22 protein-coding genes are annotated in these 24,053 nt (G+C 52.9%); 9 read left to right on the top strand and 13 right to left on the bottom strand.

Going from position 1 to position 24,053, the window contains the following annotated elements; genetic code table 11:
- Positions 1–85 precede the first annotated feature (85 nt).
- Positions 86–784 (bottom strand): lysoplasmalogenase, encoded by a 699-nt coding sequence (locus IX84_RS00575; RefSeq protein ID WP_052515668.1) that lies wholly within the window; start codon positions 782–784, stop codon positions 86–88.
- A 118-nt stretch (positions 785–902) separates the two neighbouring features.
- Here IX84_RS00575 and IX84_RS30550 point away from each other — a divergent pair, with 118 nt between their 5' ends.
- Positions 903–2,426, top strand: coding sequence for a PKD domain-containing protein (locus IX84_RS30550; RefSeq protein WP_052515667.1), 1,524 nt, complete (start codon positions 903–905; stop codon positions 2,424–2,426).
- 233 nt (positions 2,427–2,659) lie between these two features.
- Here the strand turns inward: IX84_RS30550 and dinB are convergent, their stop codons facing one another.
- Positions 2,660–3,799 (bottom strand): DNA polymerase IV, encoded by a 1,140-nt coding sequence (dinB, locus tag IX84_RS00565; RefSeq protein WP_044215716.1) that lies wholly within the window; start codon positions 3,797–3,799, stop codon positions 2,660–2,662.
- A gap of 240 nt (positions 3,800–4,039) precedes the next feature.
- On the opposite strand from dinB, the gene IX84_RS00560 reads away from it, so the two are divergent.
- Together IX84_RS00560 and glpX are read left to right on the top strand one after the other, a co-directional pair.
- Complete coding sequence (locus IX84_RS00560) at positions 4,040–4,690, top strand: HAD family hydrolase (protein ID WP_044215642.1); 651 nt, start codon at positions 4,040–4,042, stop codon at positions 4,688–4,690.
- 64 nt (positions 4,691–4,754) lie between these two features.
- Complete coding sequence (gene glpX / locus IX84_RS00555) at positions 4,755–5,795, top strand: class II fructose-bisphosphatase (RefSeq protein WP_152604869.1); 1,041 nt, start codon at positions 4,755–4,757, stop codon at positions 5,793–5,795.
- Between the two features lie 5 nt (positions 5,796–5,800).
- Here glpX and mce read toward each other — a convergent pair whose 3' ends face one another.
- From mce to cysQ, 3 genes are read right to left on the bottom strand one after another with little or no spacing between them, the layout of a single operon-like run.
- A complete protein-coding gene (mce, locus tag IX84_RS00550; RefSeq protein WP_044215641.1) occupies positions 5,801–6,205 on the bottom strand; it encodes a methylmalonyl-CoA epimerase in 405 nt (134 codons plus the stop codon).
- Positions 6,206–6,264: 59 nt separating this feature from the next.
- Positions 6,265–7,530: an O-antigen ligase family protein gene (locus tag IX84_RS00545; protein WP_044215640.1), complete on the bottom strand. Its 1,266-nt coding sequence runs from the start codon at positions 7,528–7,530 to the stop codon at positions 6,265–6,267.
- A 53-nt stretch (positions 7,531–7,583) separates the two neighbouring features.
- Complete coding sequence (cysQ, locus tag IX84_RS00540; RefSeq protein WP_044215639.1) at positions 7,584–8,363, bottom strand: 3'(2'),5'-bisphosphate nucleotidase CysQ; 780 nt, start codon at positions 8,361–8,363, stop codon at positions 7,584–7,586.
- Positions 8,364–8,539: 176 nt separating this feature from the next.
- Here cysQ and galE point away from each other — a divergent pair, with 176 nt between their 5' ends.
- Both galE and IX84_RS00530 read left to right on the top strand, forming a co-directional pair.
- The gene (gene galE, locus IX84_RS00535; protein ID WP_044215638.1) at positions 8,540–9,574 is read left to right on the top strand and encodes a UDP-glucose 4-epimerase GalE; all 1,035 of its coding nucleotides are present in this window, start codon (positions 8,540–8,542) and stop codon (positions 9,572–9,574) included.
- A gap of 3 nt (positions 9,575–9,577) precedes the next feature.
- A complete protein-coding gene (locus IX84_RS00530) occupies positions 9,578–10,198 on the top strand; it encodes a DUF1684 domain-containing protein (protein ID WP_052515666.1) in 621 nt (206 codons plus the stop codon).
- Here the strand turns inward: IX84_RS00530 and IX84_RS00525 are convergent.
- The 3 genes from IX84_RS00525 to IX84_RS00515 are packed head-to-tail and all read right to left on the bottom strand — an operon-like array spanning position 10,186 to position 13,791.
- Positions 10,186–11,361, bottom strand: coding sequence for a hypothetical protein (locus IX84_RS00525; RefSeq protein WP_044215637.1), 1,176 nt, complete (start codon positions 11,359–11,361; stop codon positions 10,186–10,188). The genes IX84_RS00530 and IX84_RS00525 overlap by 13 nt on opposite strands.
- 23 nt (positions 11,362–11,384) lie before the next feature.
- Positions 11,385–13,130, bottom strand: coding sequence for a SulP family inorganic anion transporter (locus IX84_RS00520; RefSeq protein WP_238578211.1), 1,746 nt, complete (start codon positions 13,128–13,130; stop codon positions 11,385–11,387).
- A 19-nt stretch (positions 13,131–13,149) separates the two neighbouring features.
- Positions 13,150–13,791 (bottom strand): rhodanese-like domain-containing protein, encoded by a 642-nt coding sequence (locus IX84_RS00515; RefSeq protein ID WP_052515665.1) that lies wholly within the window; start codon positions 13,789–13,791, stop codon positions 13,150–13,152.
- Positions 13,792–13,881: 90 nt separating this feature from the next.
- Here IX84_RS00515 and corA point away from each other — a divergent pair, with 90 nt between their 5' ends.
- Positions 13,882–14,979 (top strand): magnesium/cobalt transporter CorA, encoded by a 1,098-nt coding sequence (gene corA / locus IX84_RS00510; protein WP_044215709.1) that lies wholly within the window; start codon positions 13,882–13,884, stop codon positions 14,977–14,979.
- A 4-nt stretch (positions 14,980–14,983) separates the two neighbouring features.
- Here the strand turns inward: corA and msrA are convergent, their stop codons facing one another.
- The 3 genes from msrA to IX84_RS00495 are packed head-to-tail and all read right to left on the bottom strand — an operon-like array spanning position 14,984 to position 16,079.
- Positions 14,984–15,472 carry a peptide-methionine (S)-S-oxide reductase MsrA gene (gene msrA, locus IX84_RS32710; RefSeq protein WP_044215635.1) on the bottom strand — a complete coding sequence of 163 codons (489 nt, stop codon included), beginning with the start codon at positions 15,470–15,472 and terminating at the stop codon, positions 14,984–14,986.
- Positions 15,451–15,849, bottom strand: a complete 399-nt coding sequence (locus tag IX84_RS32705; protein WP_044215626.1) for a methionine-R-sulfoxide reductase — start codon at positions 15,847–15,849, stop codon at positions 15,451–15,453. Before IX84_RS32705 ends, msrA begins: the two co-directional genes overlap by 22 nt.
- Positions 15,850–15,854: 5 nt before the next feature.
- Complete coding sequence (locus tag IX84_RS00495) at positions 15,855–16,079, bottom strand: hypothetical protein (protein WP_044215624.1); 225 nt, start codon at positions 16,077–16,079, stop codon at positions 15,855–15,857.
- A gap of 124 nt (positions 16,080–16,203) precedes the next feature.
- On the opposite strand from IX84_RS00495, the gene IX84_RS00490 reads away from it, so the two are divergent.
- The 3 genes from IX84_RS00490 to IX84_RS00480 all read left to right on the top strand — a co-directional run bounded on the left by IX84_RS00490 (position 16,204) and on the right by IX84_RS00480 (position 19,550).
- Complete coding sequence (locus IX84_RS00490) at positions 16,204–16,788, top strand: uracil-DNA glycosylase family protein (protein WP_044215622.1); 585 nt, start codon at positions 16,204–16,206, stop codon at positions 16,786–16,788.
- Between the two features lie 77 nt (positions 16,789–16,865).
- Positions 16,866–17,909, top strand: coding sequence for an NAD-dependent epimerase/dehydratase family protein (locus IX84_RS00485; RefSeq protein ID WP_052515663.1), 1,044 nt, complete (start codon positions 16,866–16,868; stop codon positions 17,907–17,909).
- A gap of 84 nt (positions 17,910–17,993) precedes the next feature.
- The gene (locus IX84_RS00480) at positions 17,994–19,550 is read left to right on the top strand and encodes an FAD-dependent oxidoreductase (RefSeq protein ID WP_044215620.1); all 1,557 of its coding nucleotides are present in this window, start codon (positions 17,994–17,996) and stop codon (positions 19,548–19,550) included.
- Positions 19,551–19,571: 21 nt separating this feature from the next.
- Here the strand turns inward: IX84_RS00480 and IX84_RS00475 are convergent, their stop codons facing one another.
- Both IX84_RS00475 and IX84_RS00470 read right to left on the bottom strand, forming a co-directional pair.
- Complete coding sequence (locus tag IX84_RS00475) at positions 19,572–20,726, bottom strand: aminotransferase class V-fold PLP-dependent enzyme (protein WP_044215618.1); 1,155 nt, start codon at positions 20,724–20,726, stop codon at positions 19,572–19,574.
- Positions 20,727–21,768: 1,042 nt separating this feature from the next.
- Positions 21,769–23,994, bottom strand: coding sequence for a PKD domain-containing protein (locus IX84_RS00470; RefSeq protein WP_238578210.1), 2,226 nt, complete (start codon positions 23,992–23,994; stop codon positions 21,769–21,771).
- Between the last annotated feature and the right edge of the window lie 59 nt (positions 23,995–24,053).

Raw genomic sequence — 24,053 nt, 5'->3', positions numbered from 1 at the left:
ATCGGTATAAATGTGCAGAGGTGCAAATGGCACGGTGAAGCCCTCTACAGGGTACCAAAAGCTATGTATATATCATTCAAAGCTGCTAACCTGCCTGCTTTTCCGGGCGGATCGCCGCCGCATTCCGCGCAATGAGATACTGCCCCAGCAGGTACGTACTCATGATCAGCACCCGCGCATAAGGCACCGGCTGCCCGAATTTATTAGCTGCAATCAGGCTGTCGGAAAGTACAAAGAGCAGCACCCCGACCATCAGCCCCAGAAAGTGCTCCCGGCTCAGCCGTCCCCTCAGGTTAAAGGCACCCATTCCCATGGTGACAATCGCAGTGGCATATACTGCAACCGGCACTTTCATGCCCGCAGGTATACCTGCCCAGAGCATGCCTAATATCCCCACGAGGTAGAACAGAAATGGCAGGGTAAGCCAGGGCTTCTGCCGTATGTCCCCGGATTTTGCACCCGGATAAGTCCAGAAAGCGACTGCATAACATACCTGGGCGACGAGAAAGCTGCCCAGCCCAAACAGGAAAAACTGCTCAGCCCGGGGCCCGTACTCCACAAACATCAGTAGGGTATCCCCACCTATGGAAAAGATCAGCCCGGCCAGTACCAACCCACTGAATCGACTGCCCATTGGCCGGCATTCCAGGTAAAACCAAAGCGACAAAACCGTCAGCAAAAGCGGTTTCACAGCCAAAATAACCGGTTCGGTAAGCGTATACTCCCCGTAGAGTTCTGTCAGAGCAAGGGTCCAATAGAGGGGGATCAGGTAGCGTGGCATCATCGGCAAATTGAATTTGAAGGTAATTAAATGTAATTTTGGGGCTTCCGTTCGTTTCGATCCTGTATTGCATCGGTACCAACGCTCCAAAATATTGGAACAAATTACCAAAAACTGAACTATGAAACTCAAGAGCTCCATCCTCCTCCTTTTCTTTGGCCTCCTTTCTATTGGTGCTACGGCGCAGATAACCCTCACTGCCGATGATATACCCGACTTTGGTGAAGTTTACGCCAATGCCGTGGATACCCTCTTGACAAGCGTTGATGTAGGCCCGGCCAGCGCTGATGCTCAAACCTGGTCGTTCCTCAATTTTGATGCCGATGAAGTATTCACCAATACAGTCGTCATGCCTTCCGAAACACCGGCTGCTGATCTTTTTCCCACAGCCACTTTCGCCTTTGAAGGCAGCAATGAGCTGTACAGCTTTGCCGAGGTCACCTCTGATGCCTTATTTGCCGCAGGAGGGTCAGCACCCGGCCCGGACGGCACTATTTTTACGGTAGCTTTCGAAAATCAACAGCAATTGCTTCCCCTGCCTGCTACTTACGGAGCGGTATTCGAAGATGAATTCAGCTATCGGCTGGAAATTGATGGAGGAACTTTTGGCGCTGACTCCGTCCGCCTGATTGGCGGGGGCACCGTGGAAGCTGAGGTGGATGCCTTTGGTGAAATTACGGTTCCTGCGGGTACCTTTGAAGTGCTGAGACAACGTAGTGTCATTACTACAGCCGACTCTATTTACGTGAAAATCTTCGGCAGTTTTATCCTGATCGATGTAATTGAAAACACGACTGTCTCCTACGAATGGTGGGGTGCTGATGGGGTAGGCACCGTATGCAGCGTCGACTTTGACGTGGATGGCAACCCCATCTCTGCCACTTACCTTGCCGCTATTAATCCAAGTGACCAACCCCCGGTCGCTGATTTTTCTGCGGAGCTGCTCAGCGATGGGCAGGTACAGTTTACCGATGCTTCCACCAATATGCCCCTCAGCTGGTCCTGGGACTTTGGCGATGGCAACGCGGGTACGGAGCAAAACCCACTGCATACCTACAGCGCCCCCGGCACCTATACCGTTTGCCTGACTGCCACTAATCTGGGAGGCAGTGATATTAGTTGCCAGGAAGTTGTGGTCATACTGCCACCCACCGCTAGTTTTACTTTTGAAGACCAGGGAGAAGGTACGCTTGTGTTCACCGATGCTTCCGCCAATAACCCCACTGAGTGGTTCTGGGATTTTAGTGATGGCAATAGCAGCACCCTGCAAAACCCAACCCACACCTACACGGCAAATAACACCTACAACGTCTGCCTGACCGCCATGAACAGTGCAGGCAGCGATATAAGCTGTACCGAGATATCCGTAGTGGTAGTCAGCGCCGACGGCTTTGCAACCGTAGCTTTCGCCAATGCCTTTCCGTCCCCGGCAGCAGACTGGCTCCGGATTGACTTCGGAGCATGGCAGGGCCGGCCTGTTACCCTGAATGCCTTCGGAGTAAACGGCCAGCAAATTTTCAGCCGTGATCTGAAACAAACTCCGGCTTCGTTTGAAGTGGATGTGACGGAGTGGGCAGCGGGCATGTATTACCTTCGTATACAGGGTGAGGGACAGGTGCAGACGTTACCGGTGACGGTGCGGTAGGGCATTGGTGCTGCGAAGCGGTGGCGATGGGCAACTACGCTTGCCATTCTCCCCGTCTCAATAGAGACCACTAGCAGCCTGTCGGAGAGGCGCTCAATGGTCTGCGAACGGCAAATATTATTCTGCACTTCGTTGCTCATCAGTCACGTAGCTCAGGCTATGTTCCTTCTTCGCGCCTTGTTCAGAACAATATTTGCTCGCTCTCGCCGCATCAGCACATCTCCGACAGGCTGCTAGCGCACTCCCCTTTCCACCGCCCCCTTCCCAAACCGCTCCCGTATTCCATCCATCGCCGCCTGCAGGCGCTGCTCCTCCGCTGAGGCGTCAAAAAGGCTTAGTTGTGGGTGGCCGGGCACGAGTTTGCTGAATCGCACCCCCAACAGGCGGACCAGTTGACGACGCTCATACAGTTGTTCCAGTAATTTCTGCGCATGATGCAGCAGCGTGCTGTCGGAAGCTGTATAAGGCAGGCGGTGCTGCCGGGTGAAGGTATTGAAATCGGTATACCGCAGCTTCACGGTGATGCAGGCGGTCAGCCGCCCGGACTGCCGGAGCTCGAAAGCCAGCTGAGCTACCATCTGATTGAGGGTGGTGCGGAGGAATTCAACATTCGTAGTATCGGTCTGAAAGGTACGCTCTGTGGAGATAGACTGCCGTTCAGTATAAGGCACGACGGGCCGGTGGTCAATACCGTGCGCCTTTTCCCATAATTGCTTGCCGGGCTTGCCAAATTCGCGCTGTAGTAACAACGGCGGCACCTGACTAAGCGCCTGCACCGTGCGTATGCCCATTTGGCTCAGCCGGTGGCAGGTCACCTGCCCCACCGCCGGCAAGCGGCGCACGGGCAGTGGCGCCAAAAACTGCTGCTCCCGTCCCGATTCCACCAGCTGTGCGCCGTTAGGTTTGCTTTCCCCCGCGCCGACCTTCGAAACCAGCTTGTTGACCGATAGGCCAATGGACAAAGGCAGACCGCTTTCGCGAATCACCTTTTGCCGCAGCTCCTGCGACCATTTCCAACAGCCAAAGTAGCGGTCCATACCGCTAATATCCAGGTAGAACTCATCAATGGAAGCCTTCTCCAGCACGGGCGCATCCTCTGCCAGTATCTCTGTGACCAGCCTGGAATGCTTCAGGTAGTTTTCCATATCGCCCCGCAGTACAGTTGCATCCGGACAGCGCAGCAGTGCATGGCGTATAGGCATGCCGGATCGGATACCAAAGCGCCGCGCTTCATAACTACAGCTTGCGACCACGCCCCGGCCGCTGCTGCCGCCAATGATTAGGGGTTTACCCTGCAGGTCGCTGTTGTGCAGCTGCTCTACGGACGCAAAAAAAGCATCGAGGTCCAGGTGCAGGATGGCTCGTCCAAACATTTTGTTTTGTTTTCGGACCATGCAAGGGGCTGCCAGCAGTATAAAGCTGGCAAACCCGATTTGCATAGCGTTTCATAGTACGTGGAGGGCGCTCAAAGATAAATGATATTGTTTTTTAAAACAAATAATTTTGTTTAATAACTGAACGGCGAAAAGATGACAGACGGGCCGGAATATTGAAAAGCAGCCAACGGGGCACACCAATAATTCCTGTATTTTAGCCCATCAAAACACCACTGCATGGCTTTTTTAGACACCATTGACCTCATCGTTTTTGACCTGGATGGCACGCTCGTGGACTCCCGCTTCGATTTGGCGGATGCCGTGAACCACGCTATGCAGCAATTGGGGCGCCCAACCCTATCCTATGAAGACTTGCCGCCTTTATTAGGAAGCGGCTTGTCCTATTTGCTGAAAGAATCGGCAGGCACAGACGATCCCGACACCCTGCGCACCGCAAAAGCGCACTTCGACGCGTACTACGCTGAGCACTTCGTCACCAAAACCAAGCCTTATCCCGGTGTCATAGATACCCTGCGGGCACTGAAGCCTAAAAAGACCGCCATTTACAGCAACAAACTACAACACTTCACCGGGCGAATTGCGGAAGCCCTGGATATGGCTCCGCTCATGGACATCGTGCAGGGCGCTAATCCGGATGCCTATCCACTCAAACCTCATCCGGCAGGTCTCCACCGCATCATGGAGCAACTACAGGTGCCGGCCGGCCGGGCACTGATGGTGGGCGACTCCACCCATGACATAGAAGCCGCAAAGGCTGCCGGTATGCCTACCTGCGCAGTCACTTACGGCTACCGTTCCCGAAAAGAGCTTGAAACGGAGGCCCCGGATTATTTTATAGACCGATTTCCGGAATTACTGGCGCTGTAGTGATATTCCGCACAGTAGCGTTCGCCTGACTTCCCTATCTTTATCCTCAATAAAAGCGTAACCTATGTCTGAACAAATGATACCGCGTGCCGACCGCAACCTGGCTATGGAGCTGGTCCGTGCCACTGAAGCCGCCGCCATTGCTGCTGCCCGATACATGGGCATGGGCAAGAAAGATGCGGGCGATCAGGCGGCCGTAGATGCTATGCGCACTTTCCTGAAAACCGTAGAGATGAGGGGGACGGTCATCATAGGTGAAGGCGAAAAAGATCAAGCCCCCATGTTGTTTAATGGAGAGCAAGTGGGGAATGGCGAAGGGCCGGAAGTCGATGTCGCCGTCGATCCGGTGGAAGGCACTACGTTGCTGGCAGAAGGGCGGCCAAATTCCATTACCTCCATAGCCGTAGCGGATAAAGGCAGCATGTGGGACCCGGGCAATAGTTTTTACATGAACAAAATTGTGGTGGAGGCAGAAGCCAAAAGCGCCATCGACATTACCAAGTCGCCCTCTTCAAACCTTTACAATATAGCTGAAGCTCTGGGCCGTAATGTGGAAGACCTTACCGTTTTCGTGCTCGACAAACCCCGGCACATGTCCCTCATTGAGGAAATCCGGCAGACCGGCGCGCGCATTACGCTTCACGCAGAAGGCGACGTCATTGGTGCGTTGATGGCAGCAGTACCTGGTACCGGTGTTGACGTACTCATGGGCGTAGGGGGCACTCCGGAAGGGGTGATCGCCGCTGCCGCTGTAAAAGCACTGGGCGGTGGGATGCAGTGCATGCGGGCACCACAGCGGGTGGAGGAGAAGCGGCAGCTTAAGCAGGATGGGGTGCAATTAAAGGAAGTCCTTACGCTCGATACCCTCATCCGGTCCAATAATACCTTCTTTGCAGCCACCGGCATTACTCCATCTTCTTTTCTGGACGGCGTACACTTCGACCGGCGCGGAGGTGTCACTACCGAGAGTATTGTCCTGCGCTCCCTTACCGGCTCCATACGCTACATCAAAGGAGTGCACCGTCTTAATCGTACCCACGATATAGGGGGCAACATAGGGACCACTCCTGCCCATGTCGCTATGGAAATTATTGCACCGGATTAAAGGCGCTACTCCTTAATTTCCTGGCAAAGTTCCAGCAGCACGCCATTCGCGCTTTTGGGGTGGACAAAGCAGACGAGCTTGTTGTCCGCACCACGCTTGGGCTCCTCGTTGAGCAGTCGAAATCCTTCTGCTTTCAGTCGTTCCATTTCGGCGTAGATGTCTTCCACTTCAAAGGCAACGTGGTGAATCCCTTCGCCCCGCTTTTCCACGTACCTGGCAATGGCACTCTCCGGAGCTGTGGCTTCCAGTAGCTCTATCTTGGACTCTCCAATTTTGAAAAAGGCAGTTTTGACATGCTCGGATTCGACTTCTTCTACTTTGTATAGTGGGCGGCCCAGGATTTTTTCAAAGAGCTCATTGCTCTCTTCCAGGTTTTTAACCGCAATTCCGAGGTGCTCGAGGCGGATCATATCTTTTGTTTTTTGTTTGCAGGATGCAATATACTTTGCCGGGCTAAGAATACAAATAATCAGCGTGGGCTTTGCGTATCAATATACCGGATGCCCATAAGGGCAAACAGCAGGTAAAGCGTCAGGCCAAACTGCGTTTCCAGGGTATGCTCTACCATAAAGGAAGGGAGCACAACAATATGAAAGGCCGTCCAGAAGATATCCCGGTAACCGTGCCCGTACAGCAGAGGATAAAAGGTGGCCAGCAAAAAATAAACCAGCCCTAGCGCTCCGGTTGCCCCAAGTACAAAAATATATTGATTATGAGGGAGTAACTGCCGGCCGGCCAGGCCCGGAGCGTTCTTTTCATAGTAAGTTTCTGCCGCTTCACGGATATCGCCCAGCCCTACCCCAATCCATGGATGAGCCCTGGCCATAGACAGCCCGGCATTTATAGAGCCAAGGCGCTGAGAGTCAGACAATTCTTTGATTTCCCCGCCGTGAATCAGCAAATGGATGGTATAACGGGTATAATTCACCTTGTTTTGCAGCGTCGGGACATATTGAAAAGCAGCGTAGGCCAGGCCTGCTGCGGTCACCAATACACTGGCTCCAAGCCAAAACTGCCTCTGTATTACAATAAGCCGTACGAGGGCAAATACAGCCAGCAGGTAGAGTGCCAGCAGGCCGCTTCTTACAGCCAACAGGTGCAGAAAGGCAATCATAAACAGACTGCCGCCAGTCAACAGGTAGCGCTCTGCCGGATGCCACCACCAAAAACGACGGGCAGATAAGTAAAAACCCCCTGCTACGGCAAGTACCACCGTGAGGCTAAACCGGATATGCCGCATAGGCGTTGGCATCACCTGTCCTTTTTTGTAGAGAGCTGTGATAGCAGCATAGTCGGTCAGGTAATTGTACACAACTGCCAGACAGGCAGCCAGGGTAAGCAGGAAAAACAGGTACAGCAAGCTATAATAAGACCTGCGCTCCAGCCGCGGAATTGATAAAATAGCAAAGGGCAGCAGCAACAAAGGCAAAGAAGTGCGCAGCCTGCGGAACAAGTAAGCCGTATTTTCAGAATAAAGCCCGGATAGCGCATACACCAGAAAAATACCGGTAATCCCCAGTAGGGCCGGGTGCCGGATGAATTGTTTCCACAACTGCGGAAGCTGCCGGTTGAGTACAGCATTGCAAACCAGCGCAATAAAGGCAATGCTGATCAGTGCCTCTGCCGAAGTCATCATACCCACCATCATTGCAATGAGACAGGCCATGCCCAGCCACTGATGGTGGACCGGCTGAGGGAACGGACCTTGCTTTAGTGCCTTGAAATCAATGGGCATGAACCTTTATTTGTCTCTATAGACAGTCTTGGGTTTTCCAGTGGTTGGGTCGCTTACTGCTGTAATCCACCGTAGGCAATAAAGTACGGATTGAGCAGATTCTCCTTATTGTAGCGCAGGGGCTGCTTCGTTTCTTCATCGATGACCGAACCACCAGCTTGCTCCAGTACGGCCTGTGCCGCAGCCGTATCCCATTCCATCGTTGGCCCCAGGCGCGGATAGACGTGCGCCTCCCCTTTGGCAATAATCAGAAACTTCAGAGAACTGCCTGTGGGTACCAGGGACGGATTCTTCAGCTTATCTACAAAGGCTTGGGTGTCGTCATTGAGATGAGACCGGGAGCAGACTACATTCAACCCCTCATCAGCCAGTTTGAAGGCTGGCACTTCGAGCCTGGTCGTTTTCCCGTTCGCTTCCAGAAAGGCACCAACGCCCTCTGCTCCCCAGTAGGTTTCGTCAAAGCAAGGCACATAAACCACGCCCATTACTGGTTTGCCCGCATGAATGAGCGCGATGTTAACGGTGAATTCCCCATTGCGCTTGATAAACTCCTTGGTCCCGTCCAGAGGGTCCACCAGCCAGTGGTAATCATAATTTTTACGGGTCTCATAGGGTACCGCCTTGTTTTCTTCCGAAATAATGGGGTACTGCACAGACAGCTTTTCCAACGCCCGGCAGATGACTTCATTGGCCGCCTGATCTGCCAGTGTCAAAGGGGATTCGTCCGCTTTCAGCTCTACGCCAAGGTCTTTTTTACTGTAAATGGCCATGATGGCCGCCCCGGCATGACGGGCGATTTGTACAACTTCCTGTGCAAGTTCTTTTTTATCCATTGTTATTTTCGCTTACCTTTGGATGGCAAGGACAAGACTAAGCCAACCCTGCCTGATTATTCCTGAACGGGGCACCGCCCATCCTTCAGGGCACAAAGGTAGGTCGAAAACCGGCAGCCACCAAAGGGCTTCCATTCTTTGTCATTGAATTATCCACCTGTTAAACCACTTGCCCCATGCACAAAATCTTAGTGACCGGCGGTTGCGGCTATATCGGCAGCCACACCATTGTTGACCTTATTGATAATGGGTTTGATGTCATTTCAGCAGACAACCTCAGCAACTCCAGTGAAGAAGTCCTTGACGGGATCGAAACCATCACCGGGCGCCGCGTAAAAAACTACGCTATCGATCTCTGCGATCTTGAAGCCACAGAAGCGATGTTCAGGGAGCACAGCGATTTGGTGGGCGTCATCCACTTCGCCGCCCTGAAGCACGTAGGGGAGTCGGTGGAACAGCCCATCCGCTACTTCCGCAACAACCTCAATAGCCTTATCAACGTCCTCGACTGTATGGTACGTTACGAGGTGCCCAACATCATCTTCTCTTCTTCCTGTTCGGTCTACGGCAACGCTTCCGAGCTGCCGGTAACCGAAAATACGCCTTTGGAAGAAGCCGAATCTCCCTATGCCCGTACCAAGCAAATGGGGGAGCACATCATTCAGGACTTCTCCCGCCGCCATCCTAACCACAACAATATCCTGCTGCGCTACTTCAATCCGGCGGGTGCGCACGAAAGCGCTAAAATCGGAGAATCCCCCACCACACCTGCTTCCAACCTTGTCCCCGTTATTACCGAAGCGGCTATCGGCAAGCGTAAGGAACTGGTGGTCTTCGGCGACGATTACGATACCCGGGACGGCAGCTGCATTCGCGACTACATCCATGTAATGGATCTGGCAAATGCCCACACCAAAGCCTTGCAGTATGTGATCGCCGGCAAACAGGAAGGCCCGGTGGAAATTTTCAACCTCGGCATCGGTGAGGGCGTGACGGTGCTGGAAGCATTGAATTCTTTCATGGCGGTAACGGGCGAAGACTTGCCCTACCGTGTAGGCCCCCGCCGCCCGGGCGATGTGGTCGCCATTTATGCCAATTACAAAAAAGCTGCCGACCAATTGGGCTGGCAGCCGGAGCGGGACGTCAACGACATCATGCGTACCTCCTGGGCCTGGGAAAAAGTCCGTAGCAACGCAGTGAAAGAAGCCTAAAATATGATGACAGCCAGGTTTTTCTTCGCTGTATCCGCCTGCTTATTCCTCCTGCCACTGAGCAGTTGGGGGCAGGCGGATGCCGCTTACGCCAAAAGCATCCGGAAACACCGGAAGCACTATAAAAAAGAGTTCCTGGAAGATCAACGCGCACCCCTCGACCGGAAGGGCGTGAAAAAATTACGCTTTTACCCGCCGGATACCGCTTTTAAAGTCACCGCAGCATTTGAGCGGGCTACCGGCGCAGAGCCTTTTGAAATGCCGACCTACAGCGGCGCCACCCAACCCTATGTAAAGTACGGAACGGCGACCTTCCGGCTCAAAGATACCACTTTGCAATTGGCGGTTTACCAAAGCCTTCGCCTCATCCGTATGCCGCAGTACCGCGATCATTTGTTCATTCCTTTCAAGGATGCCACCAATGGCGAGCAGACCTACGGGGGCGGCCGTTACATGGACATTAGTACGGCTGATATCGAGGAGGGCAGGCTCACCATCGACTTCAATAAGGCTTACAATCCCTGGTGCGCCTACAGCGATGGGTACAGCTGCCCGATTCCACCGCTGGAAAATCACCTGCCCGTTTTTATTAGGGCCGGAGAGCTGGAATATCAAAAGCGGTAACCCGTCATAAGGCTAAGGCTGCTAACGTAGAAAAAGGGCGCATTGGGCGAGAATAAGCCAATATCGTCCAGCTCGTAGCACAGGCTCACTTCCACCTTTTCACCGCTTACGCTAAATCCTCCGAACATTCCAATCTGTGTGGGCTGCAGTACACGTTCTGTGAGGTTGAGCCGAACCGGGGTGCCGATTTGCCGGGAAATGCTGAAGCCGGCGAAGATACTCCCGAATACCGTCGCAATACCACTGTTGCGCACACCTAAATTCAGTTGCAGGTAGTCCACATCCGCTTCAAAGTTATCGAAGTCGTCTGTAGTCCGGAACGGAGCATAAAGCGCTTCGATCAGGAAGCCCGACCGCCCGTCTCCGCGGAAGGGGAGGATGAGCAGGCTGCCCCCAATTCTGGGCGTGAAGCCTCCGGTGCCCACGTCCCGGAAAATGCGGTCGCGGGTACTGAGGCGGGTGAAGGCGCTACCCAGAAGCACTCCCGGGCGGAGGGTCATTTTTTTATATTCCAGTTCATAATCGAGCCGTTTACGACCCCCGCACTCGTTGTACTGAACGAATAAGCGCTTTATGGTCTCATCAGCAAAATTGATATTGTCAATTTTCGTCCGGGCCGGCCGGCAGTCTGACATCGCCGTTTGGAGCTGCTCTTTCCACCGGTCGTGCTTCATCCGGATACGGCGCCCGCTCCCGACCCGTTGATAATTATGCTCCACAAGTTGGGTAAAGACCTCATCCTTTTCCAAAAAATAGTACGGCCGGCCACCCGGTGTTTCATGGTAATAAAAGCCAAGTGTGCCTTCCACCACCGCCTGCAGGAGCAGAGTGTCCTGCACATACAGCAAGGTGTCGCCCACCGGCATGGTATCGGGGAGGTAAAGTCTTTGGACGGACCGGCTCAGGTAGCGGCGTTCTAGCTTATCTTCCGTAAGTACGACCTTGTTGATGTCAGCCGTGTTGAGAAACTGAGGTTCGGGGTCGGAGCTGCTGCGGTAGAGCAGGCGTTCGGTGCCTTTCTCCCAGTCCGGCTTTTCGATTTCGCCGGTAAGGCGGTCTCCGTTTTTGAGCCATACCTTAGCAGGGTAATAAGTCGTTAACTGAGCGGATAGCGTGCCTGACAGCACGGCCAACAGCGCGAAAAGGAGTAGTGGTCTGGCCATGTTTCTTTTTAGGTAAATGTAAGTTATTTCCGCTTTTTCTTTTTGGGTTCATTGGTTTGCAACGCATCTGGCGTCCAACTACTATCCGCAGCGTCAGCAGCGGTGTGGTAATACTCCACCGCATCATGGATTTGGATGAACTGATTGCGCTCGCCAATCACCTGCATTAGTCCGTGGCGGGAGAGGGCATCCCTTGCCGGGCCCACTGCGCCTGAGATGAAAAAGCGAATGTTCCGGCCTTGCAGGATCTCAATGACTTCACCTAGCGACTCTGCTCCTGTGGTATCGATATCATGAATGCTCGAAGCATCAAGTATGAAAAGTTGAAGCGCTCTCCCTTCCCGGGCGACGAGCCGCTCGATCTCATCCCTGAAATAATCGGCATTGCCAAAGTACAGCTGCGCATCAAACCGCACAATGAGTACCTCTTCATGCTGTTGCGCATTGGAAAACCGGCTGATGCTGCGGTAACGTCGGGAATTGGGTAACTGCCCGAGCACCGCGATGTGGGGCCGGGAATTGCGGTAAACCATAATGGCAAGGGAAAGCAGTACGCCCATCAGCACCCCATTCTGAATACCCAGTAGCAGGGTAGCCACAAAAGTGGTCAGCATGGTCCAGAAATCCCTCCGGTCAGCCGACCAAAGGTGACGGGCTTCCTTATAGTCTACCAGATTGATCACCGCAGAAATGATAATCGCTGCCAATACGGCTTTGGGCAAATAATAAAACCACTCGGTAAAAAACAGCAGCGTCAGTACGATAATTAAGGCACTGATCAGGGACGAAATCCCCGTTTTGGCACCGGAGTCCACATGGATAGCTGAGCGGGAAAAACTCCCTGAGGTTGGAAAAGCCTGGAAAAAAGCACCTCCAATCTTCGTAATGCCCAGTGCAATCAGCTCCTGATTGGGATCAATGTGTGGGCTGCTCTGCTGCCTGCCCATGGTTTTGGCAATAGCCACCGATTCGATAAAACTGATGATGCAAATGGTCACCGCAATAGGCCAGATGCTCAGGATGCGGTCTGCTGATAAATCCGGCCAGGCAAAAGGAGGCAGCCCCTCCGGCACTTTACCAATAACCGCAACACCCTGCTGATCGAGGTCAAATCCAACCACCGCCAGGGTGCCAAAAAGCACAACAATCAGGGCGGTGGGAATGGCCTTACTGATGCGCTTTAGCCCCTGGATGATGATGATACTTACCACGCTAATACCGAGCGTAATCCAGTGCAGTTGGCCAATGTGCTCAATCGCATCTCCGGCCAGTACGAAAATATTGTTGCTCCGCTGTAGCGGAATGCCCAAAAGGTGCTTCAATTGGCTAAAGGCAATAATAAAGGCAGCTGCAGAGGCAAAGCCTGCAATTACCGGGTGCGAAAGAAAGTTGACCAGTACCCCCAGCCGAAAAACGCCCAGCAAAAATTGCAGTATGCCTGCCAGAAGCGCTATGGAGACGGCTATGCTGACCATCTCTGCTGTACTCAAGTCTTCTCCAAGGCTGAAAATACCCGCTGCAACCAGCATGGAAACAATAGCAGCCGGCCCGACGGATAACTCACGCGAAGTACCAAAAATAGCATAGAGGACCAGGGAGAACAAACTCGCATAAAGCCCGTAAATTGGTGGCAGCCCGGCCAACAGCCCATAGGCCATGCCCTGAGGCACGAGCATAATGGCTACGGTAAGCCCGGATTGAATATCCCCTTTCAGATAGCTGCGTTTGTACCTGGGCAGCCAGTCCAGGATAGGTATAAACTGCTTCAAAATAGCGTCTGTGTATAATTTATTCTGACGGCACGCCTGCTTCAAAGACCTCGTCAATCATACCGTGCAAATTGACTACTGGCGCACTACCCCTGGCTTTGAGCATGGAGGCGGCAATAGTGGAACGGTAGCCGCTGCGGCAGTGCAGGTGATAGGCTTTGGCCGGGTCCGCTTCCTGAATACGGTCGCGCAAAACTTCCAGTGGGAGTAATTGCGCTCCCGAAATATGCCTTTCCCCGAATTCATCAGGACGGCGTACGTCCAGCACATGAGTTACTTTCCCGCCTTTGAAGTCGGCAGCAAACCGGGCTACATCAAGCGTCGGGACTTCATCAATTGGTTTGCCGGCTACACGCCAGGCTTCAAAACCGCCTTTCAGGTAGCCTTGTATATTGGTGAAACCGGCTTCCCGGAGCAATTTTACAGCCTGCTCTACCTGCCCTTCCGGCACAACAAGCAAGAGCTTAGTCGATGGATCAGGCAGCACGTGTTTTGCCCAATACGTAAAATTGCCTTCCAGTCCAATAAATACAGAACCAGGAATAAAGCCAGCACTAAACAAACTTTTCTCCCGACCGTCTAACACGATCGTGCCTGTAAGGTTGGCAGTGGTTTCAAATTGTTCGACAGGCAATGCAGGGGGACTGATTGTTGCACTCATTTTCTGTGTTTTGTTAGATCAATATGGGTTGAGCTGGCGATTATTGGGCTGGTGGATTGCATTTTTGCAGAATTCAGCTATTTTACCACCATGAGTTTACCCAAAATTAGTACAAAGGCAGCGCTTAAGCTAAAGCCCCGGAAAAAAAAGCGGCAAAATACCGGATTGGCACCCGGTAGCCTGATCTTCACCGGTCAAAAAAAGCTGGAAGAGGCGCAGGTAATGCTGGTGGAATACAGCATAGATGGCGAGGTGACGGAGCAAAAAGCGGAAGGTAAGATCCCGGATTCTGATGGACAGGCAATGGTCAAGTGGTACGACGTGCGCGGATTGCACGATGTAGCCCTCGTCGAACAGCTGGGCCAACAGTTTGGCGTCCACCCACTGGCGCTGGAAGATATTTTGGACACTCAGCAACGCCCCAAATTTGAAGATTACGAAAACGGCTTGTTCTTAATCCTGAAAGCCTTGTCTTACGATGAGGAAACGCAACGCGTACAGACCGAACAGGTGGCCATATTTGCGGGCGATGGCTTCGTGCTCTCCTTTCAGGAAAATGAAACAGATCTTTTCCCAGGTGTCCGGGAACGTATCCATTCCGGGCGTGCAAAAATCAGAAAGCGTAAAGCGGATTACCTGGCTTATGCGCTGGCTGACAATATCGTGGACCAGTATTATCTGCTGCTGGACCGCATCGACCTCATATTGGATGACCTGGAGGAGGAGATCCTCTCAAAAGCCAACCGGGACAGTAAAGGGAAGATTCACAACCTCCGCCTGCAAACCATAACCCTCCGGAAGGCTATCGCCCCTTTGCGGGACGCCATCGGTGCTTTTTCACGGGTCGACAGCCCGCTCATGTCAGAAGGGACAGACGTCTTTGTCCGTGACCTTTACGATCACGTCGTGCAAGTCATGGAGAACATCGACACGGTCCGCGATATGATGAATGGCTTATATGATCTTTACCTCAGCGAGATCAGCTTCAAAATGAACAGCATCATGCAGGTGCTGACCATCATTTCAACAATTTTCATTCCACTGACTTTCCTGGCAGGCATTTACGGGATGAACTTCCAACACATGCCAGAACTGAGCTGGGAATATGGCTATTACTACCTATGGGGCCTGATGATAATGATCAGTGGTGCTCTAATTTACTATTTCCGGAGGCGAAATTGGCTATAAAGCCTTATTGCTCTGCCCACCGGTTTACCCGAAAAGACCTGGGTTGGATGCCCCGGTTTTCGCAGTACTGCTGATGCCGGTCTTCGGCTTCCCAAAATACAGAAGCGCTTTCGATTTCAGTTTTAACGGCGTACCCCCGTTCCTGTAGTTGTGCTTTCAGATTAGTGGCGATGTGCTGTTGCTCCGGAGTATGGCAAAAAATAGCAGACCGGTATTGCCCACCCTTCCCACGCCGGTCTATGGTGGGGTCATGTATCTCAAAAAAGAAACGGACAAGTGCTTCATAGCGCACCTTGTCCGGATCAAACGTCACTTCCACCGCTTCCGTGTGCCCCGTCTTTTTGGTGCAAACCTGCTGATAAGTTGGGTGGGAGCGGTGCCCGCCGGTGTAGCCTACTCTGGTGGCAACCACACCGGGGACTTTGCTGAAAAAGTACGCTTTGCTCCAAAAGCAGCCACAGGCAAAGGTGGCTACTGCTGTTGCTTGTCCCATTCTTCCTGCGGGATAAACTTCATGGAAATTGAATTCACACAGTGGCGGGTGTTTTTTGGCGTAAGCCGCTCTCCAATGAAGACATGCCCGAGGTGCCCGCCACAATTGTCGCAGAGGATCTCAGTCCGCCGGCCATCGGCATCAGTTTCCCGCCTTACCGCTCCCGGTATTTCATCATCGAAGCTAGGCCATCCGCACCCGGAGGAAAACTTGTCCTCCGATTTGTAAAGCGGTGCCTCACAGCGTCGGCAAACATAAACGCCAGGCGCTTTGTGGTTGTCGTATTCTCCGGTGAAGGGGCGTTCTGTACCTTTATGCACGATGACCCGCTCCTCTTCAGAGTTGAGTGAATTCCAGTTCTCTTTGCTTTTTGTCATATGGATTAATCTTCTTCTACAGCTGAAAAATCAATGGTCCTGATAATTTCCAGTGCCTTTTGTGCTTTGTCCTGAGGTGCATACAGCGTAGCTGCGCCCAGGGAAGGGATGGCACTGTCGGGCCGTTCGAGAATATGGCTTTCGACGCCCTGTTGCTTTAATGCATCTTCGACCAGTTTGGTTTTCAGAATTTCTCTGGATTCGAATACTTTTACCCAATCTTCTTTCATGAGGTTGTCGCTTTAAGTTGGTTAGTAATGATTTTGAATATGCAGTGCTTTTCAACCCTGCAACATTAATGTAACAAGATGACCCCCGCCGATGTTAGTACGGGCGAAGCCAAAACCTGAATTTATGATACAGGCACTACAGGCCTCGGTGCGTCAATGCCGGATTTGCAAAGCTGCTTTGCCGGTGCCTCCCCGTGCTATATTTGCCGTACACCCGGAAGCGCGGATTGCTCTGATCAGCCAGGCTCCGGGGCGGTTAGCGCATGAAAAGGGCCTGCCTTATTACGATCCCAGCGGGGTGCGCCTCCGGCAATGGCTGAATGTAGACGAAGCCACGTTCTACGACCCAACCTGCTTTAGTATTTTGCCGATGGGCTTTTGCTATCCGGGTAAAGCGAAAACAGGTGACCTGCCGCCCCGCCCGGAATGCGCCCCTCAGTGGCATGCGGCTTTGTTACGTATGATGCCTGAAATAGCACTTACGCTTTACATCGGCCAATATGCGCAGCAGTATTACTTGGGGGCTAACCGCAAACGCAACCTGACGGAAACAGTCCGCGCTTTTCGGGAGTATGGCCCCGGAGTGCTGCCTTTGCCGCACCCTTCTCCGCTCAACAACCGGTGGCTGAGCCGGAATCCCTGGTTTGATATGGAAGTTGTTCCATACCTTCAGGCAAAAGTTGAGGCTATTTTGGGAGGTGGGCAATGAGGAATGTCAGTGTTCGTGCGTTTCTGTGCTCTGAAATGGCTATCTTTAGGCCATCAAAAAAACAAAACCCCGTTATCTTGAAAGTATTGATTACCGGAGCGGACGGACTGCTTGGCGCAAATATTGTACGCCGGGCGCTCCGTCAGGGCTATCAGGTCCGCGTTCTTCAGCTCCCGTCTTCCCAATCTCCTGTACTGAAGGGCCTTCCTGTAGAATTGTCAAAAGGCAACTTGTTGAATGCGCCGGAAGTGGACCGGGCGGTAGCGGGCTGCGATTACGTCATACACGCCGGGGCCAGTACTTCGGTTTGGCCTTCCCGGTCAGCAGCTACGGTGGCTGTGAATGTCAGAGGGACCCAACACATCATAGCCTCCTGCCTGAAGCATGGCGTTCGGCGCGTGGTGTTCATCAGTTCAGCAGCCAGTTTCTCAAAAGGGACACTGGAAAATCCCGGGGACGAAACCGGAGTCTTTGACGGGTATCGGTACGGGCTGGATTACATAGACTCGAAATACCGGGCTCACCAAATGGTGAAGAAAGCGGTCCGGGGACAGGGTCTGCCGGCAGTGCTGGTCTGCCCAACGTTCATGTTTGGCCCCTACGACAGTAAGCCAAGCTCAGGTGCAATGCTCCTGGCAGTAGTTCAGGGGACACTGCCTTTTTACACCCGTGGGGGCAAGAACTTTGTGGATGCCAGAGATGTGGCTGCAGCTGCTTGTAATGGACTAAAAATGGGCCGGGTGGGCGAAAGCTACATCGCGGGGCATCAAAACCTGACCTACGCTGACCTGTTTAAGCTGATTGGCCAAACTCTGGAAGCCAACCCCCCTCGTTTCCGGATCCCTTCTCCTTTGGTATTGTCCTACGGGAGGCTGCATTCTCTCCTGGCTCCAAGATTAGGGTACGATCCCATGATATCTCTTCCTATTGCCCGTATTTCCTGTGATGGGCAATACTTTAGCCCGGCCAAAGCCGTAGCGGAGTTGCAAATGCCACAGACGCCATTAGCGGTTACCATCAGAGATGCCTACCAATGGCTGGAGCAGCATCAATCCGGCCTGAGTGGTGACACTAAGGTTGGGCCGCCCATTCAGAAAATACCAAATCCGGCGAATTCCTAATGTTCGAACATTAAAAGGCACTGACGAGTGAACATCGGCAGGGGGCTATGCTTTCCAAAAGCGTAATTTAAACCGTTCCCTACCATGCAGTATTATGTACTCAAAGCCGATGAATTAAAGCCCGGTGACCTTAAGGTCGTCAAGGCTGGTGATCAGGAAGTCCTGCTGACTAATGTCGATGGCGAAATCTCCGCCCTTTATCCAAAATGTACCCACTACGGTGCTCCTCTTGCCGATGGCGTCCTGAACGGCAGCCGGCTGGTTTGCCCCTGGCATCATGCTTGTTTTGATGCAAAAACCGGGCAACACGTCGAAGCGCCGGGTATTGATGGCCTGCCTGCTTACAAAGTAGAACTGCGTGGCAGTGAAATTTGGGTGGACATTCCGGAAGAGACCTCTGATCGTACCCCAAACTCAATGGCAAAACCGGAAGTGAGCAACGAAGCCACTTATGCCATCATCGGAGGTGGTGCCGCGGGCGCTTACGCTGCGGAAGGCTTGCGCGAAGCTGGCTTCACCGGGCGCATCGTCTTGTTTTCTGCGGAAGAAGAGGTGCCTTACGACCGGCCCAATTGCAGTAAAGATTACCTGCAGGGCGAAGCGCCGGAGGAGTGGATGCCGTTGCGGGACGCTGCGTTCTATAAAAAGCACGGTATAGTACTTATGAAGGGGCATCGCGTCACTAAAGTGAATCCGGAGGTCCAAAAGATCGAATTTAAATCTGGCGCACCAGTATCCTATGATAAGCTATTGATTTGCACAGGTGCCCGGCCCCGGCAGCTGGATATCCCAGGTGCAGACCTGAAGAATGTACACACGCTACGCAGCCTGAAAGATAGCCGAGCGCTTCTCAAGGCAGGCAGGTCAGCAAAGAAAGCTTTTATTGTCGGCGCTTCTTTCATAGGCATGGAAGCAGCCATGAGCCTGCAAAAACTGGACTGTGAGGTTCACGTCGTTGCACCTGAACACTTACCCTTTGCGCACATATGGGGAGATGCAGTTGGTCAGCGTATTCAGGAATGGCACCGCGATGCGGGCGTCCACTTTCATCTGGGGCAAAATGTCAAAGCGATTGAAGGCAATGGCCGGATTGAGAAGGTGAAACTGGAAAACGGAGAAGAACTGGATGCCGATTTGCTGGTCATGGGCGTTGGCGTACAGCCGAATACTGGTTTTCTCCCTGAAAATCTGCTGCAATCCGATGGCAGCCTGCATACCGACCCCTTCCTCCGCGTTCAGGAAAACCTCTTTGCCGCCGGGGACATCGCCGCTCCCCCGATGAATGGCAAAAACCAGCGGATTGAACACTGGAAAGTCGCTGCTCAGCAGGGGCGGATAGCAGGCAAAAATATGGCAGGAGCCGGGGAGCCTTACGAGGCGGTCCCTTTCTTCTGGTCGGCTCAGCAAGACAAAATTCTGGGTTATGTCGGCCATGCTTCCAGCTCTGAGGAGACTATTGTTGAGGGCGACCTCGATGGCGATAGCTTCCTGGTGCATTATGTAGAGAACGGCGCCGTTAGCGCCACGCTATCCTTGTTCCGCGATCAGGAACTTTGTGCCATTCAGGAGCTGATGCGCGACGGGCGTATGCCAAAGCCGGCAGAGGTCCGGAATGGTGTGGACTGGTTGAATCTGTTGTAATCCGGTGCAGGTTGCCGGTGCTTATCCAATCACAGCTTTAAAGCATTTCATCAGGCGTTCTACTTCCTGCGCTTCATTGTACAGGTGGCAGGATACCCGAATGGCATTGCCACGGATGGAAACGTGCACCTGTTCTTCCTGCAGCCGCTTCCGGAAAAGATTCATGTCAGCCCCGGCAGGCAGGCGAACGCCCACGAGATGATGTGCCCGCTGTTCTTCCGGCTCCATCGTGCAGCCGAGTGCTTCCAACTCCCGGAGCGCTGGTCTCAATAGTGACTGGGCGTAACTTTGAATACCGCGAGTGCCCCATTCCAGTAACTGGTCAACGCCCGCTTTCATCATAGGGACCAGGATAAAGTTGCTTTGCTCACCCATGTTATAACGGGCAGCCAGTGGTTTGTAATTCGGTTGGTAATTTACCAGATTGCGGAAGTCGTAGCTGTCTACCCGGTTGATCCAGTTTTCCTCCACCGGTAAGCCATTATCAAGTGCCGGACCGTAATATGCCAGGCCAATGCTGTAAGGCCCCATGAGCCACTTATAGCCCGCGCAAATCAGCGCATCAGGCTGAATTTCCTCCACATCAAACGGGTAAGCACCTACCGATTGAGTACCGTCAATGACGAGCCAGGCGCCCGCCTCCGTTGCCCGTTTCCGTATCGCTTTCAAATCAAATAGGGTACCATCTGCCCAATGCACCTGTCCAATGGCAACCATAGCTGTCCTTTCGTCAATCGCATCCAGTATTGCCGCATTCCAGGCTTGCCCCCTGGGGGATTCCCGGGGTGGGTCTACGATCCGAATTGTAGCCCCATGCGCTTCCGTTACCCGTTCCCAGGCATAGTAATTACTCGGAAACTGCTCCCGTGTGAGGATGATATTATCCCCGGGCTGCAGCTTCAGGTTACGCGCAACAGCGGCCATTCCATAAGAGACAGAAGGTATGATGGCTATGCGCCCCGGCTCCGGGCAGTTGATAAGGCGGGCATAGGCAGACCGAAGTGCCTGTACGGGCTCAAAAAAGTCTTCCAGTTGGATATTGAAGGGCTGGCTTTTGCGCTTTAGGGCTTTAATGCCGGCAGCTTCCACCGCTATTAACTGGGGAGACATATAGGCACCATTCAAATAGGCTACATCGTCAGGGAGGTCAAAAAGGTGGCGTTGGCTGGGTAGCATTTTTTGCTGCTAAGCTACGTTTTTTGGTGTTGATAAAGTGGAGGGTTGGGAACACAGATTGGACTGATTGCGCAGATTTGCACTGATTCCGGGCGGGCCATCCAGCGGGGCGGGTCTCGTTGGGCAGATCAGTGTCATCAGTCAGATCAGTGTCATCAGTGTACTATTATCGTGCGTGGCGGGTTGGAACACGGATTAGACTGATTGCGCGGATTTGCACTGATTTCCGAGCGGGCCATCTAGCGGGGCGGGTCTCGTTGGGCAGATCAGTGTCATCAGTGTACTATTATCGTGCGTGGCGGGTGGGAACACGGATTGGACGGGTTTGCGCAGATTTCCACGGATTCCCGGGATGACCCTCCAGCGGGGCGGGACTCGTTGAGCAAATCAGTGAGATCAGTCAGATCAGCGTCATCAGTGTACTATTATCGTGCGTGGCGGGTTGGAACACGGATTAGACTGATTGCGCAGATTTGCACTGATTTCCGGGCGGGCCATCCAGCGGGGCGGGTCTCGTTGGGCAGATCAGTGTCATCAGTCAGATCAGTGTAATGTGTGGCGCGAGAGAACACAGATTGGACTGATTGCGCGGATTTGCACTGATTCCGGGAAGGTCATCCAGCGGGGCGGGTCTCGTTGGGCAGATCAGTGTCATCAGTCAGATCAGTGTAATGTGTGGCGCGAGAGAACACAGATTGGACTGATTGCGCGGATTTGCACTGATTCCGGGAAGGTCCTCCAGCGGGGCGGGTCTCGTTGGGCAGATCAGTGTCATCAGTCAGATCAGTGTCATCAGTGTACTATTATCGTGCGTGGCGGGTTGGAACACAGATTGGACTGATTGCGCGGATTTGCACTGATTCCGGGAAGGCCCTCCAGCGGGGCGGGTCTCGTTGAGCAGATCAGTGAGATCAGTCAGATCAGCGTCATCAGTGTACCCGTGTCGTGTGTGATGGGTTGTAACACGGATTGCCACTGATTGCGAGCGGGGGCATGTTACCGGGGCGGTTACTGCAAAACAAATCAACCTATCACAGGCCCATCACCGAATAACCGTAGCCGTACTCTTATACTCATACTTATCCCCCCTGGGCCCAGTAAAGGTTACCAACACCATATAGACGCCGTTTTGCACAAAATTCCCCGTATTAAGTTTACGACCGTTCCAGCCATCAAAGGGGTCATTGGTTTCGAAAACCGTTTCCCCCCAGCGATTAACGATAATCATTCGGAAATTGGTCGCCCCCTCAAGTACACCGGTACCCAGGTACTCATCATTCAGGCCATCCTGGTTGGGGGTGAAGGCATTGGGCAGGAAGTAGCGCACTTGCGGAATAACGTCCAGAAGTTGTACCAGCGTGTCCTGGCATCCACTGGGGTGCGTGACAATCTGCCGTACCTCGTATACGCCCGTGTCCCGGAACTCATGGGTAGGGCTGGGAGCAATGGACTGATTGCCGTCCCCAAAGTCATAGGACCAGCGGGTAGCACCGGTCGATTCATCAAAGAAGCTGACTAATGGCTCCAAATTGCTCGGGCGGTCAGGTGTAAACGAAAAGCCCGCTACAGGCGATGGCAATATGGTAATAAGGTCACCAAAGGTAGTATCAATCTGACACCCGATTGGGGACACAATATCGATACTCACCGTATAAGTCCCCGGGGCTTCGTAGGTATAAGTGGGGCTGATCACGCTGTCCACTCCTCCGTCTCCAAAATCCCAGGTAATATCGTACGCCTCACTAATGGGCGTGGAAAGGTTATTAAAAAAGATATCCGCAGGCGCGCAACCTGTAAAGTCACTAGGGGCAATCACGATAAGCTCTGGTACGGGAAAGTACTCAATGGGCAAGGTATAGGTATCCTGGCAATTGTTGATATCTGTGACGGTGAGGGTTGCCGGGAAATTACCTGGGGTGGCATAGGTGTAAACCGGATTCTGGTCGCCGGCCGTACCTCCGTCACCAAATGTCCATGACCAACCCGTGATCTGCCCGCTGCCGGAAAAAGAGGCATCCGTAAAGACCGTAGGGCCAGCAACACAGGTATCATAGTCAAAGCTGAAATCAGCCTCTATGGCAGGGTAGATGATCACTCGTATATCGGCGGTATCGCCGCACTGCGTATTGGGGTTGAGGACTAGGTTACCAAAATAGGTACCTGTATCCGGGAAGTTGATAGCGGGTTCCCAGTCGCTAAACGATACTTCCTGCCCCTCCACCATAAAAGACCAGTTGTAGGTTTCAATAAAAGATTCCTGAAAACTTTCATTGGTAAAACTAACCGTATTTTGACCACAGGATACAATCACGTACTCCTGGTCGGTATTCAGGTCTGCAGCTCCCACAACAGCCTCTACTGTAGGGTCGCAGGGCGCTACATTAAACTGGAAATCCCGGGTCGTCGTGCTCAGCAAATTACCCGTAGCATCGAATTCCTGCACGCAGACTGCCACGACATACTGCCCCAGATTAATTGGCGTGCCCGTTAATAAACCGGTATTAGGATCGATCTGTAAGTTAGCTTCCGGCCCCATCGGCTGAGTGGGCGTAAAATTCGGCCCCAGAAAATTGATCGTATTGTAAGGTGGTGGGCAGGCCGGGCCTGGGCGCGCTCCCTCACAGGTCAGGTAAAGCGGATCGGTGAGCAGGTTGCCGCCACCATCGTAGGAAGAGCACAAACTATACACCAACTGATGCCCATCCACATCGGTGGCACTATGGTCAAATTCCAAAGGAGCCCCCGCACAAATAATAATTGGAGGAAATTCATTGAATACGGGGCTGTTGTTGCATACCTGCTGGGCCTGTGGCGTAATTTCGGTAAAGAAGGTAGAACCGGTGTCGCCGGGCGCAATGATATTGGAAATCGTCACATTACGGCAGCACCGCTGATAAGCTATGAAGTAACTTTCCGGCGACTGAGGCAGTTGCAGCTCGAACCGGTAAAGCCCTTCCTCTACTTTTACATCCGGTGGGATCAGACAGGGGTAATCCGGGCGTTCCACATCCGTTGCACTCAACAGTGGCGCATTGATTTCCAGGAAAGGGTTGGCCTGAGTTTGGCCGGAGCAATTCCCTGAGCAGTTGTATACGGCGATGAAAGCCTGCGCATCAAAGTCTGCACAATCTGTACAGTTGCCATCCCGGTAAATCTTCAGTGTGATTTCATAAGTGTCATCACCCAAACAGGCGTAGGTCATCACACCACCAATGATGTGCTTAGCCTGCAGGCCCAATGGCAACAGTAAGGTCAGTACTATTGCCATTGCATTTTTTACAGATAAATGGTTTTCCATAGCTCGTGTCGTTTTCTTCGTACGAGGGC

It is taken from the genome of Phaeodactylibacter xiamenensis (assembly GCF_000759025.1).
Taxonomy (GTDB): domain Bacteria; phylum Bacteroidota; class Bacteroidia; order Chitinophagales; family Saprospiraceae; genus Phaeodactylibacter; species Phaeodactylibacter xiamenensis.
This window is presented reverse-complemented; position numbering and strand designations above follow the sequence as displayed.

What these genes read in the sequence shown, in the direction of transcription:
- IX84_RS32705 (WP_044215626.1), bottom strand. Translation starts at nt 15,849, where the DNA reads ATGACAAAAAGCAAAGAGAACTGGAATTCACTCAACTCTGAAGAGGAG.
- IX84_RS00480 (WP_044215620.1), top strand. Translation starts at nt 17,994, where the DNA reads ATGCAGTATTATGTACTCAAAGCCGATGAATTAAAGCCCGGTGACCTT.
- IX84_RS00495 (WP_044215624.1), bottom strand. Translation starts at nt 16,079, where the DNA reads ATGAAAGAAGATTGGGTAAAAGTATTCGAATCCAGAGAAATTCTGAAA.
- IX84_RS00525 (WP_044215637.1), bottom strand. Translation starts at nt 11,361, where the DNA reads ATGGCCAGACCACTACTCCTTTTCGCGCTGTTGGCCGTGCTGTCAGGC.
- IX84_RS00545 (WP_044215640.1), bottom strand. Translation starts at nt 7,530, where the DNA reads ATGCCCATTGATTTCAAGGCACTAAAGCAAGGTCCGTTCCCTCAGCCG.
- mce (WP_044215641.1), bottom strand. Translation starts at nt 6,205, where the DNA reads ATGATCCGCCTCGAGCACCTCGGAATTGCGGTTAAAAACCTGGAAGAG.
- glpX (WP_152604869.1), top strand. Translation starts at nt 4,755, where the DNA reads ATGTCTGAACAAATGATACCGCGTGCCGACCGCAACCTGGCTATGGAG.
- IX84_RS00575 (WP_052515668.1), bottom strand. Translation starts at nt 784, where the DNA reads ATGATGCCACGCTACCTGATCCCCCTCTATTGGACCCTTGCTCTGACA.
- IX84_RS00470 (WP_238578210.1), bottom strand. Translation starts at nt 23,994, where the DNA reads ATGGCAATAGTACTGACCTTACTGTTGCCATTGGGCCTGCAGGCTAAG.
- msrA (WP_044215635.1), bottom strand. Translation starts at nt 15,472, where the DNA reads ATGGGACAAGCAACAGCAGTAGCCACCTTTGCCTGTGGCTGCTTTTGG.
- IX84_RS00530 (WP_052515666.1), top strand. Translation starts at nt 9,578, where the DNA reads ATGATGACAGCCAGGTTTTTCTTCGCTGTATCCGCCTGCTTATTCCTC.
- dinB (WP_044215716.1), bottom strand. Translation starts at nt 3,799, where the DNA reads ATGTTTGGACGAGCCATCCTGCACCTGGACCTCGATGCTTTTTTTGCG.
- IX84_RS30550 (WP_052515667.1), top strand. Translation starts at nt 903, where the DNA reads ATGAAACTCAAGAGCTCCATCCTCCTCCTTTTCTTTGGCCTCCTTTCT.
- IX84_RS00560 (WP_044215642.1), top strand. Translation starts at nt 4,040, where the DNA reads ATGGCTTTTTTAGACACCATTGACCTCATCGTTTTTGACCTGGATGGC.
- corA (WP_044215709.1), top strand. Translation starts at nt 13,882, where the DNA reads ATGAGTTTACCCAAAATTAGTACAAAGGCAGCGCTTAAGCTAAAGCCC.
- IX84_RS00490 (WP_044215622.1), top strand. Translation starts at nt 16,204, where the DNA reads ATGATACAGGCACTACAGGCCTCGGTGCGTCAATGCCGGATTTGCAAA.
- IX84_RS00515 (WP_052515665.1), bottom strand. Translation starts at nt 13,791, where the DNA reads ATGAGTGCAACAATCAGTCCCCCTGCATTGCCTGTCGAACAATTTGAA.
- galE (WP_044215638.1), top strand. Translation starts at nt 8,540, where the DNA reads ATGCACAAAATCTTAGTGACCGGCGGTTGCGGCTATATCGGCAGCCAC.
- cysQ (WP_044215639.1), bottom strand. Translation starts at nt 8,363, where the DNA reads ATGGATAAAAAAGAACTTGCACAGGAAGTTGTACAAATCGCCCGTCAT.
- IX84_RS00475 (WP_044215618.1), bottom strand. Translation starts at nt 20,726, where the DNA reads ATGCTACCCAGCCAACGCCACCTTTTTGACCTCCCTGACGATGTAGCC.